The 17,577-nt window shown below is 70.2% G+C and carries 22 protein-coding genes; 3 read left to right on the top strand and 19 right to left on the bottom strand.

Going from position 1 to position 17,577, the window contains the following annotated elements; genetic code table 11:
- The first annotated feature begins 23 nt into the window (after window positions 1-23).
- Window positions 24-197, top strand: a complete 174-nt coding sequence (locus ACZ41I_RS24955) for a hypothetical protein (protein WP_399770824.1) — start codon at window positions 24-26, stop codon at window positions 195-197.
- Window positions 198-331: 134 nt separating this feature from the next.
- Here ACZ41I_RS24955 and ACZ41I_RS24960 read toward each other — a convergent pair whose 3' ends face one another.
- Entirely contained in the window at window positions 332-502 is a 171-nt protein-coding gene (locus ACZ41I_RS24960) for a hypothetical protein (protein WP_363218155.1), read from the bottom strand.
- Window positions 503-595: 93 nt separating this feature from the next.
- On the bottom strand, window positions 596-946 hold the full coding sequence (locus tag ACZ41I_RS24965; protein WP_363218156.1) for a PRC-barrel domain-containing protein: 351 nt from the start codon (window positions 944-946) through the stop codon (window positions 596-598).
- A 322-nt stretch (window positions 947-1,268) separates the two neighbouring features.
- Between ACZ41I_RS24965 and ACZ41I_RS24970 the strand changes: the two genes are divergently transcribed.
- A complete protein-coding gene (locus ACZ41I_RS24970; RefSeq protein WP_363218157.1) occupies window positions 1,269-1,928 on the top strand; it encodes a YceI family protein in 660 nt (219 codons plus the stop codon).
- Window positions 1,929-2,027: 99 nt separating this feature from the next.
- Here the strand turns inward: ACZ41I_RS24970 and ACZ41I_RS24975 are convergent, their stop codons facing one another.
- The 5 genes from ACZ41I_RS24975 to rpsB all read right to left on the bottom strand — a co-directional run bounded on the left by ACZ41I_RS24975 (window position 2,028) and on the right by rpsB (window position 6,786).
- The gene (locus ACZ41I_RS24975) at window positions 2,028-3,167 is read right to left on the bottom strand and encodes a phosphatidate cytidylyltransferase (RefSeq protein WP_363218158.1); all 1,140 of its coding nucleotides are present in this window, start codon (window positions 3,165-3,167) and stop codon (window positions 2,028-2,030) included.
- Window positions 3,167-3,724, bottom strand: a complete 558-nt coding sequence (gene frr, locus ACZ41I_RS24980) for a ribosome recycling factor (RefSeq protein ID WP_014675285.1) — start codon at window positions 3,722-3,724, stop codon at window positions 3,167-3,169. The genes ACZ41I_RS24975 and frr overlap by 1 nt, the downstream gene beginning before the upstream one ends.
- A 176-nt stretch (window positions 3,725-3,900) precedes the next feature.
- Window positions 3,901-4,659: a UMP kinase gene (pyrH, locus tag ACZ41I_RS24985; protein WP_363218159.1), complete on the bottom strand. Its 759-nt coding sequence runs from the start codon at window positions 4,657-4,659 to the stop codon at window positions 3,901-3,903.
- A 227-nt stretch (window positions 4,660-4,886) separates the two neighbouring features.
- Window positions 4,887-5,723 carry a translation elongation factor Ts gene (tsf, locus tag ACZ41I_RS24990; protein WP_363218160.1) on the bottom strand — a complete coding sequence of 279 codons (837 nt, stop codon included), beginning with the start codon at window positions 5,721-5,723 and terminating at the stop codon, window positions 4,887-4,889.
- A 184-nt stretch (window positions 5,724-5,907) separates the two neighbouring features.
- Window positions 5,908-6,786: a 30S ribosomal protein S2 gene (gene rpsB, locus ACZ41I_RS24995; RefSeq protein WP_399770814.1), complete on the bottom strand. Its 879-nt coding sequence runs from the start codon at window positions 6,784-6,786 to the stop codon at window positions 5,908-5,910.
- A 285-nt stretch (window positions 6,787-7,071) separates the two neighbouring features.
- Here rpsB and ACZ41I_RS25000 point away from each other — a divergent pair, with 285 nt between their 5' ends.
- The gene (locus ACZ41I_RS25000) at window positions 7,072-7,644 is read left to right on the top strand and encodes a murein hydrolase activator EnvC family protein (protein ID WP_468515095.1); all 573 of its coding nucleotides are present in this window, start codon (window positions 7,072-7,074) and stop codon (window positions 7,642-7,644) included.
- Window positions 7,645-7,672: 28 nt separating this feature from the next.
- Here ACZ41I_RS25000 and ACZ41I_RS25005 read toward each other — a convergent pair whose 3' ends face one another.
- From ACZ41I_RS25005 to rplS, 12 genes are all read right to left on the bottom strand, one after another.
- Window positions 7,673-8,230 (bottom strand): TetR/AcrR family transcriptional regulator, encoded by a 558-nt coding sequence (locus ACZ41I_RS25005; protein ID WP_468322637.1) that lies wholly within the window; start codon window positions 8,228-8,230, stop codon window positions 7,673-7,675.
- A 107-nt stretch (window positions 8,231-8,337) separates the two neighbouring features.
- Window positions 8,338-9,180 (bottom strand): RNA polymerase sigma factor WhiG, encoded by an 843-nt coding sequence (whiG, locus tag ACZ41I_RS25010; protein ID WP_363218163.1) that lies wholly within the window; start codon window positions 9,178-9,180, stop codon window positions 8,338-8,340.
- A gap of 321 nt (window positions 9,181-9,501) precedes the next feature.
- Window positions 9,502-10,662, bottom strand: a complete 1,161-nt coding sequence (gene dprA, locus ACZ41I_RS25015) for a DNA-processing protein DprA (protein WP_468515096.1) — start codon at window positions 10,660-10,662, stop codon at window positions 9,502-9,504.
- On the bottom strand, window positions 10,659-12,284 hold the full coding sequence (locus ACZ41I_RS25020; protein ID WP_468322443.1) for a YifB family Mg chelatase-like AAA ATPase: 1,626 nt from the start codon (window positions 12,282-12,284) through the stop codon (window positions 10,659-10,661). Before ACZ41I_RS25020 ends, dprA begins: the two co-directional genes overlap by 4 nt.
- Window positions 12,285-12,650 carry a YraN family protein gene (locus ACZ41I_RS25025; RefSeq protein ID WP_399770803.1) on the bottom strand — a complete coding sequence of 122 codons (366 nt, stop codon included), beginning with the start codon at window positions 12,648-12,650 and terminating at the stop codon, window positions 12,285-12,287. It abuts the gene before it with no gap.
- 111 nt (window positions 12,651-12,761) lie between these two features.
- A complete protein-coding gene (locus tag ACZ41I_RS25030) occupies window positions 12,762-13,070 on the bottom strand; it encodes a DUF2469 domain-containing protein (RefSeq protein WP_003965949.1) in 309 nt (102 codons plus the stop codon).
- A 56-nt stretch (window positions 13,071-13,126) separates the two neighbouring features.
- Entirely contained in the window at window positions 13,127-13,663 is a 537-nt protein-coding gene (locus ACZ41I_RS25035) for an NUDIX hydrolase (protein ID WP_399770801.1), read from the bottom strand.
- Window positions 13,653-14,387: a signal peptidase I gene (gene lepB / locus ACZ41I_RS25040; protein ID WP_468515097.1), complete on the bottom strand. Its 735-nt coding sequence runs from the start codon at window positions 14,385-14,387 to the stop codon at window positions 13,653-13,655. The genes ACZ41I_RS25035 and lepB (ACZ41I_RS25040) overlap by 11 nt, the downstream gene beginning before the upstream one ends.
- 96 nt (window positions 14,388-14,483) lie before the next feature.
- On the bottom strand, window positions 14,484-15,467 hold the full coding sequence (lepB, locus tag ACZ41I_RS25045; protein ID WP_399770796.1) for a signal peptidase I: 984 nt from the start codon (window positions 15,465-15,467) through the stop codon (window positions 14,484-14,486).
- Complete coding sequence (gene lepB, locus ACZ41I_RS25050; RefSeq protein ID WP_363218170.1) at window positions 15,355-16,446, bottom strand: signal peptidase I; 1,092 nt, start codon at window positions 16,444-16,446, stop codon at window positions 15,355-15,357. The genes lepB (ACZ41I_RS25045) and lepB (ACZ41I_RS25050) overlap by 113 nt, the downstream gene beginning before the upstream one ends.
- Entirely contained in the window at window positions 16,439-17,140 is a 702-nt protein-coding gene (lepB, locus tag ACZ41I_RS25055) for a signal peptidase I (protein WP_468322435.1), read from the bottom strand. Before lepB (ACZ41I_RS25055) ends, lepB (ACZ41I_RS25050) begins: the two co-directional genes overlap by 8 nt.
- A gap of 63 nt (window positions 17,141-17,203) precedes the next feature.
- A complete protein-coding gene (gene rplS, locus ACZ41I_RS25060) occupies window positions 17,204-17,554 on the bottom strand; it encodes a 50S ribosomal protein L19 (protein WP_055704359.1) in 351 nt (116 codons plus the stop codon).
- Between the last annotated feature and the right edge of the window lie 23 nt (window positions 17,555-17,577).

A 17,577-nucleotide genomic window follows, 5' to 3' on the forward strand; every position in this document is an offset into this window, starting at 1 on the left:
GTGAGATCCACGGAGGTACCGAGATGAGCGCCGGAGAACGGGCCAAGGCAAAGGCCGAACAGATCGTCGGAAAGACCGTGCGGACGGCGGCCCACGCGATGCACAAAGAAACCCTCGCGGCGAAGGGAGCCGCTCTCGAAGCACGAGGCAGGATGCGGGGCGCGAAGGAACAGGCCAAGGGCTCCTTCAAGCGCTGAGCGCGCTGCCGCAGGCTTGAACCCGTCCGGGGAACGGCTGGAGGCCCGGGAGATGGGAACAACCTCTTGCCCGGGCCTTCGGCGTTCGGAGCGGGCGGCACGCCGGATCGGGCGCAAGAGGGTCACGTATGCCCTCACCGGACGAAGTGTCGATGAGAGCGCCGGGACCAGCGCACACCGAACAGGACCAGGTCCGCCACGAAGACCACGATGCCGATGATCAGGAGGTAGGACAGCCCCGCCGCCACCGTACCGATGAGTCCCAGAACGACGGCCACGAGGATCAGGAACAGGAAAAGCGCCATGGTGAGCACATCCTCAGCCTCTGCTGCGGGCGATGAGTCGCCGCTGTGACCAGCGATTTGGTCGGGCTTCGGCCCTCTTGGGAGGGAGGCCGGTCAGCGGCGTGCGAGGCGGCGCCCCTTACCGCGCTCGTAAGGCCTCTCGTAGTGTTTGAAGACCTCTTCTTCCCGCTCGACCGGCAGGACGTCATCCATGCCTATGGACGGAGCCTTCCTCACCAGCCCTCTCCCGTGCGCCACCTTTACGTACCCGGGGCCCAGCGTTGCTTCGTCGAGGGGCACGAAGACCAGCCGGTGCCGAGTCGGCAGGCCGGTACGGACAGTGGCCATGGTCGGCGCGTCGGTGGTGGTGTCCACGTAGACCGCTTCCAGGGCTCCGATCTTGCGTCCCTTGGGATCGATCACGTCCCGGTTGCGCCACTCGCGGATATCGGCTGAATGGATCATGCCTTGCTCCCTGCGGCCTGCGCCTCCCGAAGGCATCGCATCCGATAGAGGAGTGGCTACGGAAGGTTTACCGCCTCTTCATCGTACTCTGACCGCTTGTGAATGCCGTCGAAAAAGCCTGATCGCAGGCCGTCGCCTCCCCGCCTCCCGCCCACGCCGTTCGTACGCTTCGGTCACATCGTCCGGTACTTGCCGGCTGATCCGCTGTGCGTGTGTGACGGTCCGGGTGCGGGCGGTGAGCTGTGAAGTTCTGCCGACGAACGGTCGGGTTTCCTGGTCGGTCCTTGTCGCCGCCCCGCGGCCTGCCGTAACCACATGGGCCATGAACCTATTCGGCCGCAACTCCTTCCAGCGGCGCGCGCAGCCGTCCCCCACCCCCGTGACGAGCGCGGCCCCGGTGGCCAGAGCCACCGCCGTACTGCCCGATCCCGAGCTGGCGGGTCTCACCGGCGAGTGGCTGATCGATCCGGCGCACAGCAGGATCGGGTTCTCCGTGCGGCACGCGATGGTGACGACGGTGCGGGGCTCGTTCGCGGAGTACGAGAGCCGGCTGTACTTCGACGGACGCGACCCTGCCCGCTCCCGGGCCGACATCGTGCTGTACACCGCCAGCGTCGACACCGGTGTCGAGCAGCGCGACGCCCATGTGGTCGGCCGCCAGTTCCTGGACTCGGCGACGTACCCGCGGATGACCTTCACGAGCACCGCCGTGCGGCTCGCCGGCAAGGACGTCTACCTCATGACCGGCGACCTCACCATCAAGGGCACCACCCGCCCGGTCGACCTGGAGCTCACGTACATCGGCCATGTGACCGACGCGTTCGGTGACGAGCGGGTCGGCTTCGACGGCACCACCACCGTCAACCGCTCCGACTGGGGCCTGTCCTACGACGCCAGGCTGGCCCAGGGCGGCTCCATGGTGAGCGACAAGGTCCGCCTCCAGTTCGACATCGCCGCCATCCGCGCCACGCCGTCGGCCTGAGAGGCTGAGGAACCTGCCGTACGCGACGGGCCCCCGCCCTGTACCAGGACGGGGGCCCGTGAGCCGTACGGCGCGGGACTCACGACTCATGCGGACGACTCATGCGGAGCCGACGAAGAGCACCAGCAGCAGCCACACCACAGGGGCCGTCGGCAGGAGTGAGTCGAGGCGGTCCATGATGCCGCCGTGGCCCGGGAGCAGGGTGCCCATGTCCTTGATCCCCAGATCCCGCTTGATCATGGACTCGCCGAGGTCGCCCAGCGTGGCGCTGGCCGCCACCGCGAGGCCCAGCAGCAGGCCCTGCCACCAGGTGCCGTGGTCGATCAGGAACTGCATGCACAGGGCGCCCGCCACCATCGCGAACAGCACCGCGCCGAGCAGGCCCTCGCGGGTCTTGCCGGGGCTGATGCGCGGGGCCAGCTTGTTCCTGCCGAACCGCCAGCCGACCGCGTACGCGCCGGTGTCGCTGACGACCGTGAGGAGGAGGAAGACCAGGACGCGCCACGGCCCGTCCTTCGCCGTCAGCATCATGGCGACGAACGTGGCCAGGAACGGCACGTAGAAGGCCGCGAAGACGCCCGCCGTGACGTCCTTGAGATAGCCCTCCGGCGACTCCGTCATGCGCCAGACCAGGACCGCCAGGGCCGTGAGGGCCATGGCGACCCAAGCGCCCTCGGCGCCGCGGACGTACCCGGCGACGACCATCGCCGCACCGCCGACCGCGAGCGGCGCCAACGGCGCCTTGATGCCCTTGCGTTCCCGCAGCCTGCTGGTCAGCTCCCACAGGCCGACGACCACGGCGACCGCGATGACACCGACGAACACGGCCTTCCAGACGAACAGGGAGGCGACGATGACCACACCGAGCCCGACGCCGACCCCTATGGCCGCGCTCAGGTCACGGCCCGCGCTCTTCTTCTGCGGCGCTGGCGCCGGCTGGTGGGCGTCGGGCATGGGCTCCGGATTCTGGTTCTCGGCCGGGACTGTCCGGGTCGACGCGGGCTCGGAGCGGAACTCGTCCTGGAACAAGGAGCCGCTCACCCGAGCGGCCCCCCGGTCGTCGGCTCCGCCCTGGGCGGATTCGTCGGGCACGATGGGCATGGGGCGAGTGTGCTGCGCCTCAGGCGCATCGTACGCGGGACCCGCCGGGGCGGCCCCCTGGACAGGCCCACCCGCGGTGGGCCCCCAGTAGCGGGCCTGCCCCGCCGGTGGCGGCGCCCCCCAGGAAGAGTCGCTCATCAGACTTCGAGCAGCTCCGCTTCCTTGTGCTTGAGGAGCTCGTCCACCTGGGCGACGTACTTCGCCGTGGTGTCGTCCAGCTCCTTCTCCGCACGGCGGCCCTCGTCCTCGCCGACCTCGCCGTCCTTGATCAGCTTGTCGATGGCGTCCTTGGCCTTGCGGCGCACGGAGCGGATCGAGACCTTCGCGTCCTCGCCCTTGCCCTTGGCGACCTTGATGTACTCGCGGCGGCGCTCCTCGGTCAGCTCGGGGAACACCACCCGGATGATGTTGCCGTCGTTGCTGGGGTTGACGCCCAGGTCGGAGTCGCGGATCGCCTGCTCGATGTTGCGCAGCGCGCTCTTGTCGAACGGGGTCACGACCGCCATGCGCGGCTCCGGCACGGAGAACGAGGCCAGCTGGTTGATCGGCGTCGGGGCACCGTAGTAGTCGGCCACGATCTTGTTGAACATCGCCGGGTGCGCACGGCCGGTGCGGATCGCGGCGAAGTCCTCCTTGGCGACCACGACGGCCTTCTCCATCTTCTCCTCGGCCTCGAGGAGGGTCTCTTCGATCACCACTTGCTCCTGCGTGTCTTGAGTAAGGCCCGGCTGCGGTTCCTGAAGTCGGTCGGCGGCCGGCTGCGTCGCGTCTTCTTCCTGCACGGTTCCCGACCGGCAGGACATTGTCCATCCCCCGGCCGGGGTCCGGTCCCCTTACGGGGCCGCGCGCCACCGGCCGGGTTGCTGCCGGGTCAGTCCCGGCTGCCCTGGTCACCCACCAGCGTGCCGATCTTCTCACCCTTGACGGCGCGGGCGATATTGCCCTCCGCGAGAAGCTCGAAGACGAGGATCGGAAGCTTGTTGTCGCGGCACAGCGTGATGGCGGTGGCGTCGGCGACCTTGAGGTCGCGGGTGATGACCTCGCCGTAGCCGAGGGCGTCGAACTTGACGGCGTCCGGGTTGGTCTTGGGGTCCGAGTCGTAGACCCCGTCCACGCCGTTCTTGCCCATGAGCAGCGCCTCGGCGTCGATCTCCAGGGCGCGCTGGGCGGCAGTGGTGTCGGTGGAGAAGTACGGCATGCCCATACCGGCGCCGAAGATGACCACGCGGCCCTTCTCCAGGTGGCGCACGGCGCGCAGCGGGATGTACGGCTCGGCGACCTGGCCCATGGTGATGGCGGTCTGCACCCGGCTGTCGATGCCCTCCTTCTCCAGGAAGTCCTGGAGGGCGAGGCAGTTCATCACGGTGCCGAGCATGCCCATGTAGTCGGAGCGGGCGCGGTCCATGCCGCGCTGCTGGAGTTCGGCGCCGCGGAAGAAGTTGCCGCCGCCGATGACGACCGCGATCTCGGCGCCGTCCCGGACGACGGCCGCGACCTCGCGGGCGATCTTGTGCACCACGTCCGGGTCCACGCCCAGGCCCCCGCCACCGGAGAAGGCCTCTCCGGACAGCTTCAGCAGAAACCGGCCGCGTACTTTGCCGTCGTCGCTCTTCTGGGCCTTGGTGGTCATGGGGATCCCGCCTCTTTCACGTGTTGCACATACGAAGAAGACCATTGCCGGTGGGGTCGCTTTTCGCTCCCATGCGCGGCAATGGCCTCCTCGTCAGATCTGCTGCCGTCCGCCCCACGCCGGGGTGTGGCGGTGTGCGCGGACGACTGCTTACGACCCTATCGGGATTCCTCCCGGGATTGTTCCCGGAATCTCCCCGTGGGTCGTGCGTCGATCGCGGTACGGACTCAGATGCCGACCTTGATGCGCGAGAAGCGCTTCAGGGTGACACCGGCCTCGTCGAGCACCTTCTGAACCGACTTCTTGTTGTCGAGCGCGTACGGCTGGCCGAGCAGCGTGGCGTCCTTGAAGAAGCCGTTGAGGCGACCCTCGACGATCTTGGCGATCGCGGCCTCGGGCTTGCCCTCGGCGCGGGTGGTCTCCTCGGCGATACGACGCTCGGACTCGACGACGTCGGCCGGGACCTCGTCCTTGGACAGGTACTTCGGCGCGAAGGCGGCGATGTGCTGGGCGACGCCCTTGGCGACCTCGGCGTTCGGCTTGTCCAGCTCGACCAGGACACCGATCTGCGGGGGCAGGTCGGGCATGGTGCGGTGCATGTAGGCGAGCACGAAACCGTCGGAGAACTGCGCGAAGCGGTCCAGGACGATCTTCTCGCCGAGGTTGGCGTTGGCCTCGTCCACGAACGCCTGGACGGTCTTGCCGGCCTCGATCTCGGAGGCGAGCAGGGCCTCCAGGTCGGCCGGGGAGGTCTTGGCGACGTGCTCGGCGATGGCCTTGGCCACGGCCTGGAACTTCTCGCCCTTGGCGACGAAGTCCGTCTCGCACTTCAGCTCGACCAGAACGCCGGAGGAGTTGTCGTCGGCGATGATGGAGACGACGGCGCCGTTCTCGGCGGAGCGGCCCTCGCGCTTGGCGACGCCCTTCTGGCCCTTGATGCGCAGCGCCTCGACGGCCTTCTCGACGTTGCCCTCGGCCTCGTCCAGCGCCTTCTTGCAGTCCATCATGCCGGCGCCGGTGAGCTCACGGAGCTTCTTGACGTCGGCGGCGGTGTAGTTCGCCATGAGTCTGTGAGTCTTTCTCGAAGTCTGGAGATCTTGAGATCCGCACGGTGTGCGTTCCACATGTAGCCGCGGAGCGCGTACGTCGTGCCGACCTACGGGTGAACAGCGGGGGCGGACTTCACCGCGCCAGGGGTGCTGCCGGATGCAGTGCCGCCCCCGCCGTCGAACGCTGAACGGACCGGCGTCAGGCCTGCTCGCCCTCGGCGGCCTTCTCCTCGGCCGGAGCGGCCTCGGCGGCCGGAGCGGCCTCGGCGGCCGGAGCGGCGTCGGCAGCCGGCGCCTCCTCCTTCTTCTCACCCTCGAGCAGGTCGCGCTCCCACTCGGCGAGCGGCTCGCCCGCGGCCTTCTCGCCCTTCTCACCGGCGGCGACGCCGGAACGGGCGATGAGGCCCTCGGCGACGGCGTCGGCGATCACACGGGTGAGCAGGGTGACGGAGCGGATCGCGTCGTCGTTGCCCGGGATCTTGTAGTCGACCTCGTCGGGGTCGCAGTTGGTGTCGAGGATCGCGACGACCGGGATGTTCAGCTTCCGGGCCTCACCAACGGCGATGTGCTCCTTCTTGGTGTCCACGATCCAGACGGCGCTGGGCACCTTCTGCATCTCGCGGATACCACCGAGGGTCTTCTCCAGCTTGGCCTTCTCGCGCGAGAGCACGAGAAGCTCCTTCTTGGTCAGACCCGAAGCGGCGACGTCCTCGAAGTCGATCTGCTCCAGCTCCTTGAGGCGCTGCAGACGCTTGTAGACGGTCGAGAAGTTGGTGAGCATGCCGCCCAGCCAGCGCTGGTTGACGTAGGGCATGCCGACGCGGGTGGCCTGCTCGGCGATGGCCTCCTGCGCCTGCTTCTTGGTGCCGACGAACATGACCGTGCCGCCGTGGGCGACGGTCTCCTTGACGAACTCGTAGGCGCGGTCGATGTACGACAGCGACTGGAGCAGGTCGATGATGTAGATGCCGTTGCGCTCGGTGAAGATGAAGCGCTTCATCTTCGGGTTCCAGCGACGGGTCTGGTGACCGAAGTGGACGCCGCTCTCCAGCAGCTCCCGCATCGTGACGACGGCCATGGCCGTTTCTCCTTGTTGTTCTCGGTTGTGCCGCGTCCGCCGGACGGCGGCCGCGCCTGACGCCCGCAATGCGCCTTGCCGCGAAGGACCGAGGGGCGCTGACAGGGACCGTTGCCGGCCGCCGTGTCGGGGCGTGCGAAGTCGACCCGGTGACCCGGATCGCCAGAAGAAGTGTACGGGACCGCCGGGGCACCGGGTGACGCCGCTGTCCACAACCGGGCAGCTGTCCACAGACTCCGGCCATGGCCGGTGGGGATGCGGGACGGTTGTCGCATGCGACGAGCGATGCGATACGTGTCTGTGCGGGCGGTTCTGCTGCCGGCCCTGACGGTGGCGGTGCTCACCCCGCCGGCCTGGGCGGATCGCCCTGCCCCGGCGCCCGGCCCGACCCCTGCGTCCCCGGTGCCGGCCGTCGCCCGCACCTGGCCCGTGGGCGTGCACCCGTTGGTGTTGCGGGGCTGGGAACCCCCGGCGACGGTGTACGGCCCCGGCCACCGGGGAGTCGACCTGTCGGCGCCGGCCGGTGCACCCGTCCGTGCCGTCTCGGCCGGCCGGGTGACCTTCGCGGGCCGGGTGGCGGGGAGAGGGGTGGTCTCGGTCGACCTGTCGGGCACGGATCTTCGTACGACGTATGAACCGGTGACTCCGTCGGTGCGGAAGGGAGACGAAGTGGGGCCCGGCGACGTCGTGGGGACGGTGGAGCGGACGGGTTCCCACTGCGGCACGGCGACGTGCGTCCACTGGGGCTTGCGGAGAGGCGGGACCTACCTGAACCCCCTCTCCCTCCTCCCGCCCTGGCTCCTGCACCGGGGCCCACCAAGACTGCTGCCGGTGCTGGAGGTGCCCCTGCTGTCCTAGCTGCGCAGCCTCGCAGCGGCGGCCGAGGTCAGCCCTTCACGCCGTGCAGCACCATGGCCACGGCCGCGTCCGTCACGACGGAAGGATCCTCGGCGGCACCGAGCTCGATGCGCCGGACCGCCGCGTCCACAACGCCCTGCAGCAGCATCGCGGCCAGCCGAGGCTGCTCGTGCCCCATCTCCCCGAGCGCCTCCGCGATCATCGCGACCAGCTCCCCGTGCGCCGCCCGGATCTTCTCCCGGGCCCCGGCGTCCAGCTCGCTCGCGGAGATGGCGACGACCGCCCGGTGCCGCCGGTCCCCGACCAGCGCCAGCTGCTGCCGTACATACGCCTCGACCTTGCCCTCGGCGGACTCGGCCCGCTCCATCGCGGCGGCCACCTCCGCCGCCCACAACGGAAAGTCGACCTCGCACAGCTCCTCGACCACGGCGGCCCGCGACCGGAAGTACTCGTACACGGACGACCGCGCCAGCCCCGTCCGCTCGGCCAGCGCGGGAAAGGTCAGCGCTTCGGTCCCGCCCTCGGACAGCAGAGAGCGAGCCGCGTCCAGCAGGGCGGCTCGCTGCATCGACCGGTGCTCGGCCACGGAGGCCGCTCGAATCCTTGGCACGTCAACCACTTTACGGAGGAGGCCACCCGAACGGGAGCCTCTCACCGCCGCGCCGCCGGTTCGCACCAACCGCGCCGCCGGCGTCAGCGCCCGAAGCTCGCCAGCTTGGCCCGCAGCTGCAGCACCGACTTGGTGTGGATCTGACTGACCCGGCTCTCGGTGACTCCGAGCACATTGCCGATCTCGGCGAGGGTGAGCCCTTCGTAGTAGTACAGCGTGACCACGGTCTTCTCCCGCTCGGGCAGCGTGTTGATCGCCCGGGCGAGAAACCTCCGCAGTTCCCGGTCCTCGGCCACCTCGACCGGGTTGTCCGCGGCGGTGTCCTCCAGCGTGTCCATGAGACTGAGCCGGTCCCCGCCCTCGCTGCCGACGTGCAGCAGCTCCTCCAGCGCGACCACGTTGGCCAGCGACAGCTGGCTGAACACCGCATGCAGCTCATCGACCTCCATGCCCAGTTCCGCGGCGACCTCGCCCTCGGTCGGGGTGCGCCGCAGCCGGGCCTCCAGGGTGGCGTAGGCCCGCTCCACGTTCCGCGCCTTCTGCCGCACCGACCGTGGGATCCAGTCCAGCGCCCGCAGCTCGTCGATCATCGCGCCCCGGATCCGGGTGATCGCGTACGTCTCGAACTTGATCTCCCGGTCGATGTCGAACTTCTCGATCGCGTCGATCAGCCCGAAGACACCCGAGGAGACGAAGTCGGCCTGCTCCACATTGGGCGGCAGCCCGACGCTCACCCGCCCCGCCACGTATTTCACGAGCGGCGAGTAGTGCAGGATCAGCTGCTCCCGCAGCCGCTCGTCCCCCGTCGCCTTGTACGACCGCCACAGCTCGTCGAGCGTCGAGGGAGCGGGCGGCCGCACGCTGCCACCGTCGCGGGCGGCTGGGGGGATCGCCGCCCGGTCGGACCCGGAGGTGTGCTGGGGCATTCGTCGCCTTGTGCCGTTCTGCCGTGAAGTGCCGTGAAGTGCTGCGAAGTGTGCGGGGTGGGACTGACTGGGGTGAGGTGGGCTGCCTGGGTGAGCTGTCGGTCTGGTGTCGAGTTGGCGCGATCTGTGTGGCCGCCTTCGTGAGCGTAGCGTGACTGAGCTGTCGCGGTGTGCGAACAGCGAGGCGCCACCCGTGCGCGGGGCGCTCCAGCCGGTCTCGCGCGCGCCTGCCGCGGCTCGCTCTGCGTGACCGGCCGGAACGCCAACTCCGGGAAACTTCAAGGGCGTCGGCGGTTCCCCCGGACGGCCGAACACGCTCGGTCAACACGGACCGCGACCCGTGCGGACCGACATCACCGCCTGGCGTGTCAACTTCCAGCCGTCGCCGTGTCGTTCGACGTAACCAAGTGCTCGGAGTTCGTACAACCTCGCGATCGCCTCGTCCCGCGTGGTCGGCGCGCCGAGCGCGATCTCGTCGACGGGGGCCGCGCGGTTGCCGGGCAGGGCGGCGAGGACCGCCCGGGCGGCGGGTTCCAGCAGGTCACGTGGGAGGACGGGGCCCCGGCGGGCCGGGGCCAGCTCACCCATGTCACCCACGAGTTCCACGACTTCCGCGGCATCGGTGACCAGCGTGGCCTCTCCGCGCAGCAGTTCGTGCACGCCTGCGGAGAGAGCGCTGGTGGCGGGGCCGGGCACGCCCATGGTGAACCGTCCGAGGCGCGCTGCGGCCCGCGCGGTGGCCAGCGAGCCGCTGCGGGCGGCGGCCTCCACGACGACGGTGCCCCTGGTCAGTGCGGCGATGACGCGGTTGCGCAGGATGAACCGGCTCGGCGTCGGATGGTCCCCCGGCGGCAGCTCTCCGACCACCAGTCCCTGTTCCGCGATCCGGCCGATCAGGGCGGCGTGGCCGCGGGGGTAGGGCCGGTCGACGCCGCAGGCCAGGACGGCGGCGGTGGCTCCGCGGGCGGCGAGGGCGCCCCGGTGGGCGGCGCCGTCGACGCCGTACGCGCCGCCCGAGACCACGACCCAGCCCCGCTCGGCGAGCCCTGCGGCGAGGGTGGCGGCCATATGGGTGCCGTACTCGGTGCAGGCGCGTGCCCCCACGACGGCCACGGATCTGAGCGCCCACATCCGCAGACGGGGCCGGCCCCGCACCCACAGCCCGATGGGCCGGGCGTCCCCGAGATCGTCGAGCTGCCGGGGCCACTCCGCGTCGTCGGGCCCCACGAACCGCGCCCCGGCGGCCCGCGCCACGGCAAGATCCCGCTCCGGTTCGGCCCGCCGGGCCCGCGCGACCAGCCCGGCCCACCGCACGTCACTCACCCCGGGCAGGGCCCGCACGCCCTCCTTCAGCCGCCGCACCACCTCCCCCACCCCGAACTCCCGAACCCACCGCCCGCCCACCTCGTCCCCCGGCTCGACGACCCGACAGAGAAACACCCGCCCGAGCAGCTCGTCGTCCGCGTCGTCGTCCGTGGTCATGTCAGCGCCCCGATGGCCATCGGCACCCCTCGGGGGACTCCGGTGCGCAGCTGCAGGGCCAGGGCGACGTCGGTCGCGTCCGGACGGTCGTGCCCGACGAGGTCGGCGACGGTCCAGGCGACGCGCAGGACACGGTCGATCCCGCGGGCGGTGAGGACACCCCGCTCAAGGTTGCGTTCGGCCTCGTCCATGGCGCCGGCGACGGGGTGGTGGCGGCTGCGCAGTTCCCGCCCCGGTACTTCGCTGTTGGTGCGCCACGGTGTGCCGGCCAGGCGGGCCGCCGTACGGTCGCGGGCCTGCCGCACCCGCTCGGCCACGGTCGCCGTGGACTCGCCCCGGGCCTCGGGCTGGGTGAGCTGGGCGCGCGTGACCGGGTCGACCTCGACGCGTAGGTCCACCCGGTCCAGCAGGGGGCCGGAGAGCCGGGACTGGTAGCGGCGGATGGCCGACGGCGGGCACTCGCACAGGGAGTCGCGTTGCGAGAAGCGTCCACAGGGGCAGGGGTTGGCCGCCAGCACCATGAGAAAGCGTGCCGGGAACCGGACGACGCCCGCGCTGCGTGCGATCACCACGTGCCCGGACTCCAGCGGCTGCCGCAGGGCGTCGAGGGTCTGGCTGTGGAACTCGGGCGCCTCGTCCAGGAACAGCACGCCACGGTGGGCGAGGGAGACCGCACCGGGCCGGGCGATGCCGGGGCCTCCGCCGACGAGTGACTGCATCGTGGCCGAGTGGTGCGGGGCGCAGTAAGGAGCGACGTCGATGAGCGGCTTGCCCGGTGGCAGCAGTCCAGCCACCGAGTGCACCGCCGTGACCTCCAGCGACTCCGCCCGGGTGAGCCGGGGAAGGACGGCGGGCAGCCGCTCGGCGAGCATGGTCTTGCCCGCGCCGGGCGGTCCCTCCAGGAACAGGTGGTGTCCTCCGGCGGCGGCCACTTCCACGGCCGTGCGGGCCGAGGTCTGGCCGACGACGTCCGCCAGGTCGTGATCGTGGTCGTGCTGAGCGGCGCCGACGCTGTGCATACCGGTGGCCGCGCCGGTGCCGGGCATGCGCAGCCCGGCCAGCAGGGGGTCGGGGCGCCCCTGCTCGTCCGGTTCCTCGTCGGGGACGGGCTCTTCGGTGAGGACCGCGATGAGCTGCCGCAGACTGCGGACGCCGAGCACCGATACGCCGGGGACCAGCGAGGCCTCGGCGGCGGCGCACTCGGGCACGACCACCTGCTCGTAGCCGGCGTCGGCCGCGGCGAGGACGGCCGGGAGGATGCCGCGGACCGGTCGGACCCGGCCGTCCAGGCCCAGCTCCCCGATCATGACGATGTCCGCGAGGACGCGCGGGTCGATCCGTTCGGCGGCGCCGAGCACCGCGCAGGCGACGGCGAGATCGAAGCCGGAGCCGGCTTTGGGCACCGACGCGGGGCTGAGTCCGACGGTGAGCTTCTTCTGCGGCCATTCGCCGCCCGAGTTCACCACCGCCGCCCTGACCCTGTCGCGGCTTTCCGTCAGGCTCTTGTCCGGGAGGCCGACCAGGGTGAAGGCGGCGACGCCGGGTTCCAGGTCGGCCTGGACCTCGACGACGACTCCCTCGACACCGACCAGGGCCACGGAGCATGTGCGGGCGAATCCCATTCAGGCCACCCCCCGTGCGTGCTCGACGGACGGGCCGCCACGGTGCGGCAGCAGGACGCCGATCAGGTCGATGCGGACGCCTCCCGGCGGGGCTCCTCCGTGGGCCTGGATCCAGCGTTCCGCCAGGCCGCGCAGGCGTTCGGCCTTCCGGGGTGTGATCGCGGCCATCGGATGCTGGAAGGCCCCGCCCCTGCGGGTCTTCACTTCGCAGACGACCAGGGCATCTCCGTCCCTGGCCACGATGTCGATCTCGCCGGACCTGCCGGAACGCCAGTTGCGCTCCAGGATCGTCATGCCGGCCTCGGCGAGTCGCCGGGCGGCCAGGTCCTCGCCGTACTTGCCGAGTCCACTGCGTGTCTTGCTCATGTCGGCACCACCTCCGGCGCCAACGGTCACGCATCCCGGCTTCAGTTGTTGATCTTGGTGCGCTACCCGGCGGTTGTGGAAAACTCCGTCACCCGCACAGGTGAGGCGGGATCACCCGCCCGGCAGCTCCAGGTCGCTCTTGTTGAGCTCCTCGATGTTCACGTCCTTGAACGTAAGGACCCTGACCTGCTTCACGAAGCGGGCCGGCCGGTACATGTCCCAGACCCAGGCGTCGGCCATCGACACCTCGAAGAACACCTCGCCCTGCACCGAGTGCACCTGCATCTCGTAGTCATTGGTGAGGTAGAAGCGCCGCTCGGTCTCGATCACGTATTTGAACAGACCGACGACATCTCGGTACTCCCGGTAGAGCTTCAGCTCCATCTCGGTCTCGTACTTCTCGAGGTCCTCGGCGCTCATGGCATGTTCCCCTTCAGCCGTGCGATCCCCCCATTGTGCGCCAGTCCGACGGGCCCTCAGACGATTTCCGGGTCGAGGGTCACGGGACTGGCCGGGGGACCCTCGTCGAGCAGCGTGCGCAGCAGCTCGGCGAGTCTGGTCGGATACACCGTCTCATGTGCCCGGGTCAGTTCCTGACACGTCCACCAGCGTGCTCCGGCGACACTGCGCCGCTCCAGTTCCGTGAGCCCCTGCGCCGCGGTGGCCGTCTGTGTCGTACGGGCCAGGTAGTACCACTCGTCCTGGTTCCAGCGGCGGCCCGCGAACGGGAAGGAGCACCTGCGCCGCCACAGCACCGGCCCGAGGTCGACATCGGTGATTCCGGTCTCCTCGGCGAGTTCCCTGAGTGCGGCCTCCTCGCGCGTCTCGGCGCCCTCCAGACCGCCGCCCGGGGTGAACCACCAGTCGTCGGCCTTGTCGTCCGGCTCATGGCCGTGCAGGAGGAGGATGCGGTCCTGGGGGTCCAGGAGGACCACTCGGGCCACCTTGCGCGGGGCGCCCTCGCCCCCGTCCCCGCCCCCGTCCTCGCCCGTCCGCGTGGGCTCAGCGGACACCGGCCGTCTCCGTGCGGGCGGTACGGGCGCGGGAACGGCTCATGCGCCCCGCGATCGGGCCGTAGGCACCGCCGGCCAGGACCAGGACGGCACCGGCGACGATCAGCAGCTCGATCGTGCTCAGCGGGCCGGGCTGCGAGAGGGCACCGAGCGTCTGGAAACCGGTGGGGCGCTCGAGGGGGCCCTTCCAGGGCCATACGACGGCGTCCACGCGGGCGGTCACGGCGTCCCGGGAGACCGTGCCCTTGGCGGCGTCGGTGAGGTGGGCCGTGGAGTCCAGGGAACCCTGGCGCTCGTCACCGAGGAGGAACAGGCGGCCCTGGGGGACGGTCACCGTCGGGATGGTCTTGGTCTCGGCGAGGCTGCCCTTGGGCAGATACGGCTCGTCGATCTGCTTGCCGTTGACGGTCAGCTTGCCGTCGGTGCAGCAGGAGACGGTGTCGCCGCCGACCGCGACCACGCGCTTGACCACCTTGGAGCCTGCGACCCAGCTCCGGTCCTCGAAGACGACGACGTCGCCGCGCTTGACCTCGCTGCCGTCGACCTTCTGCGCCAGCACACGGTCACCGACGTCGATCGTGGGGGTCATGGAGCTGGTGGGCACGGTGTACGGCCGGTAGCTCACCGCTGCCCAGCCGAACCCGCCGAGGAACAGCACCAGCCCCAGCGCCACCGCGACTCCGGACAACCGCTGTCCGAGCCCCTGCCTGCTCTCACCAGTCATGGACCCGGACCCTACCCGGCGGTACCCGGGCTTGCCCACCCACCTGGGTGACTTCGGCGGGCGGGCCCGATCGCCCGTTGTGTCGCGGCCCGCTTGTCAGCCGCGCTTCGTCTTCACCGCACGCCGGCGCCGCCACACCGCCACCGGCAGCACCGCTCCGACGGCCATGCCCTGCGGGGCCACCGTCAGGGCGGCGGACGCCGAGGTCTGCTGCCCGATGCCGGGCTGGTCGAAGGTGTCCGGGACCGGCAGGGTGCCCCAGCGGTTGATCGGCCAGGCCTTGACGATCGCGCGGCCGACGACCTTGCCGACGGGGACCATGCCGTGGTTCTTGTCGGACTGGTTGTAGCGGGAGTCCTTGGAGTTCTGGCGGTGGTCGCCCATCACCCAGATGTAGCCCTTGGGGACCTTCACCTTGAACTGGCCACCGACCTGGTCGTCGGTGCAGGGCGTGTTGCCGGGGTAGACGTACGGCTCGTTCAGCGCCTTGCCGTTGACCAGCAGCGGGCCGGTGCCCTTGCACTGGACGGTGTCGCCGCCGACGCCGATCACGCGCTTGATGAGGTCCTTCTCGTTGGCGGACGGCATCAGGCCGATCCAGCTGAGGACCTGCTGCACGGCGTTCGGGGTCGGCGCCGGTTCGCCCGCCAGCCAGTCGTCCGGGTCGTGGAAGACGACGACCTCACCGCGCTCGGGCTGGGAGCCGAACCACGGGGTGAGCTTGTCGACCAGGACGCGGTCACCCACCTGGAGGGTGTTCTGCATCGAGGCGGAGGGGATCGAGAACGCCTGCACCAGGAACGTCTTGATCAGCAGCGCCAGGACCAGCGCGATGACGACGAGGATCGGCAGCTCCTTCCAGAAGGAGCGCGGCTGCTTCTTCGGCCGGCCGGCCGCCTCGCCCGCACCCTCGCCCTGGGTCCTCGGCCGCTGCCCGTGCTCCGGCGTGCCCTCGCCGCCGGCTGGTTCATTCTCTGAGGTCATGGCGCTGTCCGGTGCGGGGGCGTTCGCTTCCACGGGGTGCCCGCGGTGCTCCTCGCCGTCGTGCCCCGACCGTGCGCCAACCGCCACATCCCCCACGCCAACTCCTTACTCTGTGCCGCCGCCTGCCCCACATACGACGCAGGCCCACCACTCCCATAACGAGCGGGAGTTCCGCAGGGGTCGGGAGCTCGGTCATTCCGTTCGGATTCTCGGAGGCAACCCTATGCGACGCCCGGGGACCGGCGGTCGCCCCCGACACGGAGTCGGCGACGCTTGCGAAGGTTTTAGGTTCCCGCAGACGTGCCCAGTGGCCCATCGGCCAGCCGATGACGATGGCCCGGCCGACGACGGAGTCCTCGGAGACCGTGCCGCCGTAGGGAGTGTTCTGGTGGGCGCGGGAGTCGGCGGAGTCCTCCCGGTGGTCGCCCATCACCCACAGGCGGCCCTTGGGCACGGTGATGTCGAAGGGTGTGGAGGCGGGCGACGTGCCCGGGTAGAGGTAGTCCCCTTCGGTGAGCGGCACACCGTTGACGGTCACGCGGCCCTGCGCGTCACAGCACTTGACGTGGTCGCCGCCGACCCCGATGACCCGTTTGATCAGGTCTTTCTCGTTGTCCGACGGAAGCAGGCCGATGAAGGTGAGGCCTTCCTTGAGCTGTTTGACGACGACCGGGTCGTGCTTCTTGGCCGTCTGCTCGTCGGCCAGCCAGCCGCCCGGGTCGTGAAAGACGACGACGTCCCCGCGCTGCGGCGTGGAGCCGAACCACGGGGTGAGCTTGTCGACCAGGACGCGGTCGCCGATCCGGATGGTCTGCTCCATCGAGCCGGACGGGATCACGAACGCCTGGACGAGGAAGGTCTTCAGGACCAGCGCTATCAGGACGGCCACACCGACCAGAAGCGGGATCTCCCGAACGGCCGAACGACGGCGCTTGCGTTTGACCTTGCGCTGGAGTTTCCGGCGCTCCGCGCGCGTACGGCCGCCGCCGGGCGCGGAGGCGCGACGCGACCCGGTGGGCAGCAGTTCGTCGGCGGGGCTGCTGGGCACCCCGCGCCGTTTTCCGCGGTTACCCATGGGCGCCCTCCGGCGAAGCGGCGGGCACGCGCGCGTAGGCGGACGGCCGCGTCAGATGCGTCCAGTGGGCGTACGGCCACAGGATCCAGTCGGCGCGGCCGATGACGTCGCCGACCGGGATCATACCGCCGCCGGGCGAGCCGAGATGGTCCCGGGAGTCGCTGGAGTCGCTGCGGTGGTCGCCGAGGACGAACAGACGGCCGGCGGGCACGGCGACGTCGAAGGGCACGCCGGAGGCGCTGTCCCCCGGATAGAGGAACGCCGACTCGTCGACCGCGCGGCCGTTCACCTCGATCCTTCCCTTCTTGTCGCAGCAGACGACATGGTCTCCCCCCACCCCCACGACGCGCTTGACGTAGTCCGCGTCCCCGAAATACCCGGTGCCGTCGAAGACGATCACATCACCGCGGCGTGGCTGAGCACCGAAACGGTACGCCAACTTATTTACGAGAACGCGGTCCCCGATCCTCAAACCCTGTTCCATGGATCCGCTCGGAATCTGGAACGGTTGCACCACGAAAGCGTTGAGGACCAGCAAAAACGCCAGGCAGGCGAAGAGGGTGAGGGTGATCCGGCCGCCCGGCAGCCAGTCGGCGATCCGTGCCACCAACGCGAAACGCGACCGCTCCTCCGGACCCGGGGAATCCGGGTGGGAGGAACGGTCGCGTTCCGTCGGCTGTGCTTCGGTGTCCATCGGAGCCAGATGCTATCCGGCTCCGCTGTGAGCCCGGTGCGGGCCGGGACACCGGGAAAGCGCTCAGCTCTCGCGCTTCTCCTTGATCTTCGCGGCCTTGCCGCGCAGGTCACGGAGGTAGTACAGCTTGGCGCGGCGCACGTCACCACGGGTGACCAGCTCGATCTTCTCGACGATCGGGGTGTGCACCGGGAAGGTGCGCTCGACGCCGACGGAGAACGAGACCTTGCGGACCGTGAAGGTCTCGCGGACACCGGAGCCCTGGCGACGGATCACAACGCCCTTGAACTGCTGCACACGGGAGCGGTTGCCCTCGATGACGCGGACGTGGACGTTGACGGTGTCACCCGGGCGGAAGGCCGGGATGTCGCTGCGCAGCGACGCGGCGTCGACGGAGTCGAGCAGGTGAGACATTTCGTCTGCTTTCTTCGCTGATG

Source organism: Streptomyces sp. NPDC030799, from assembly GCF_055572255.1.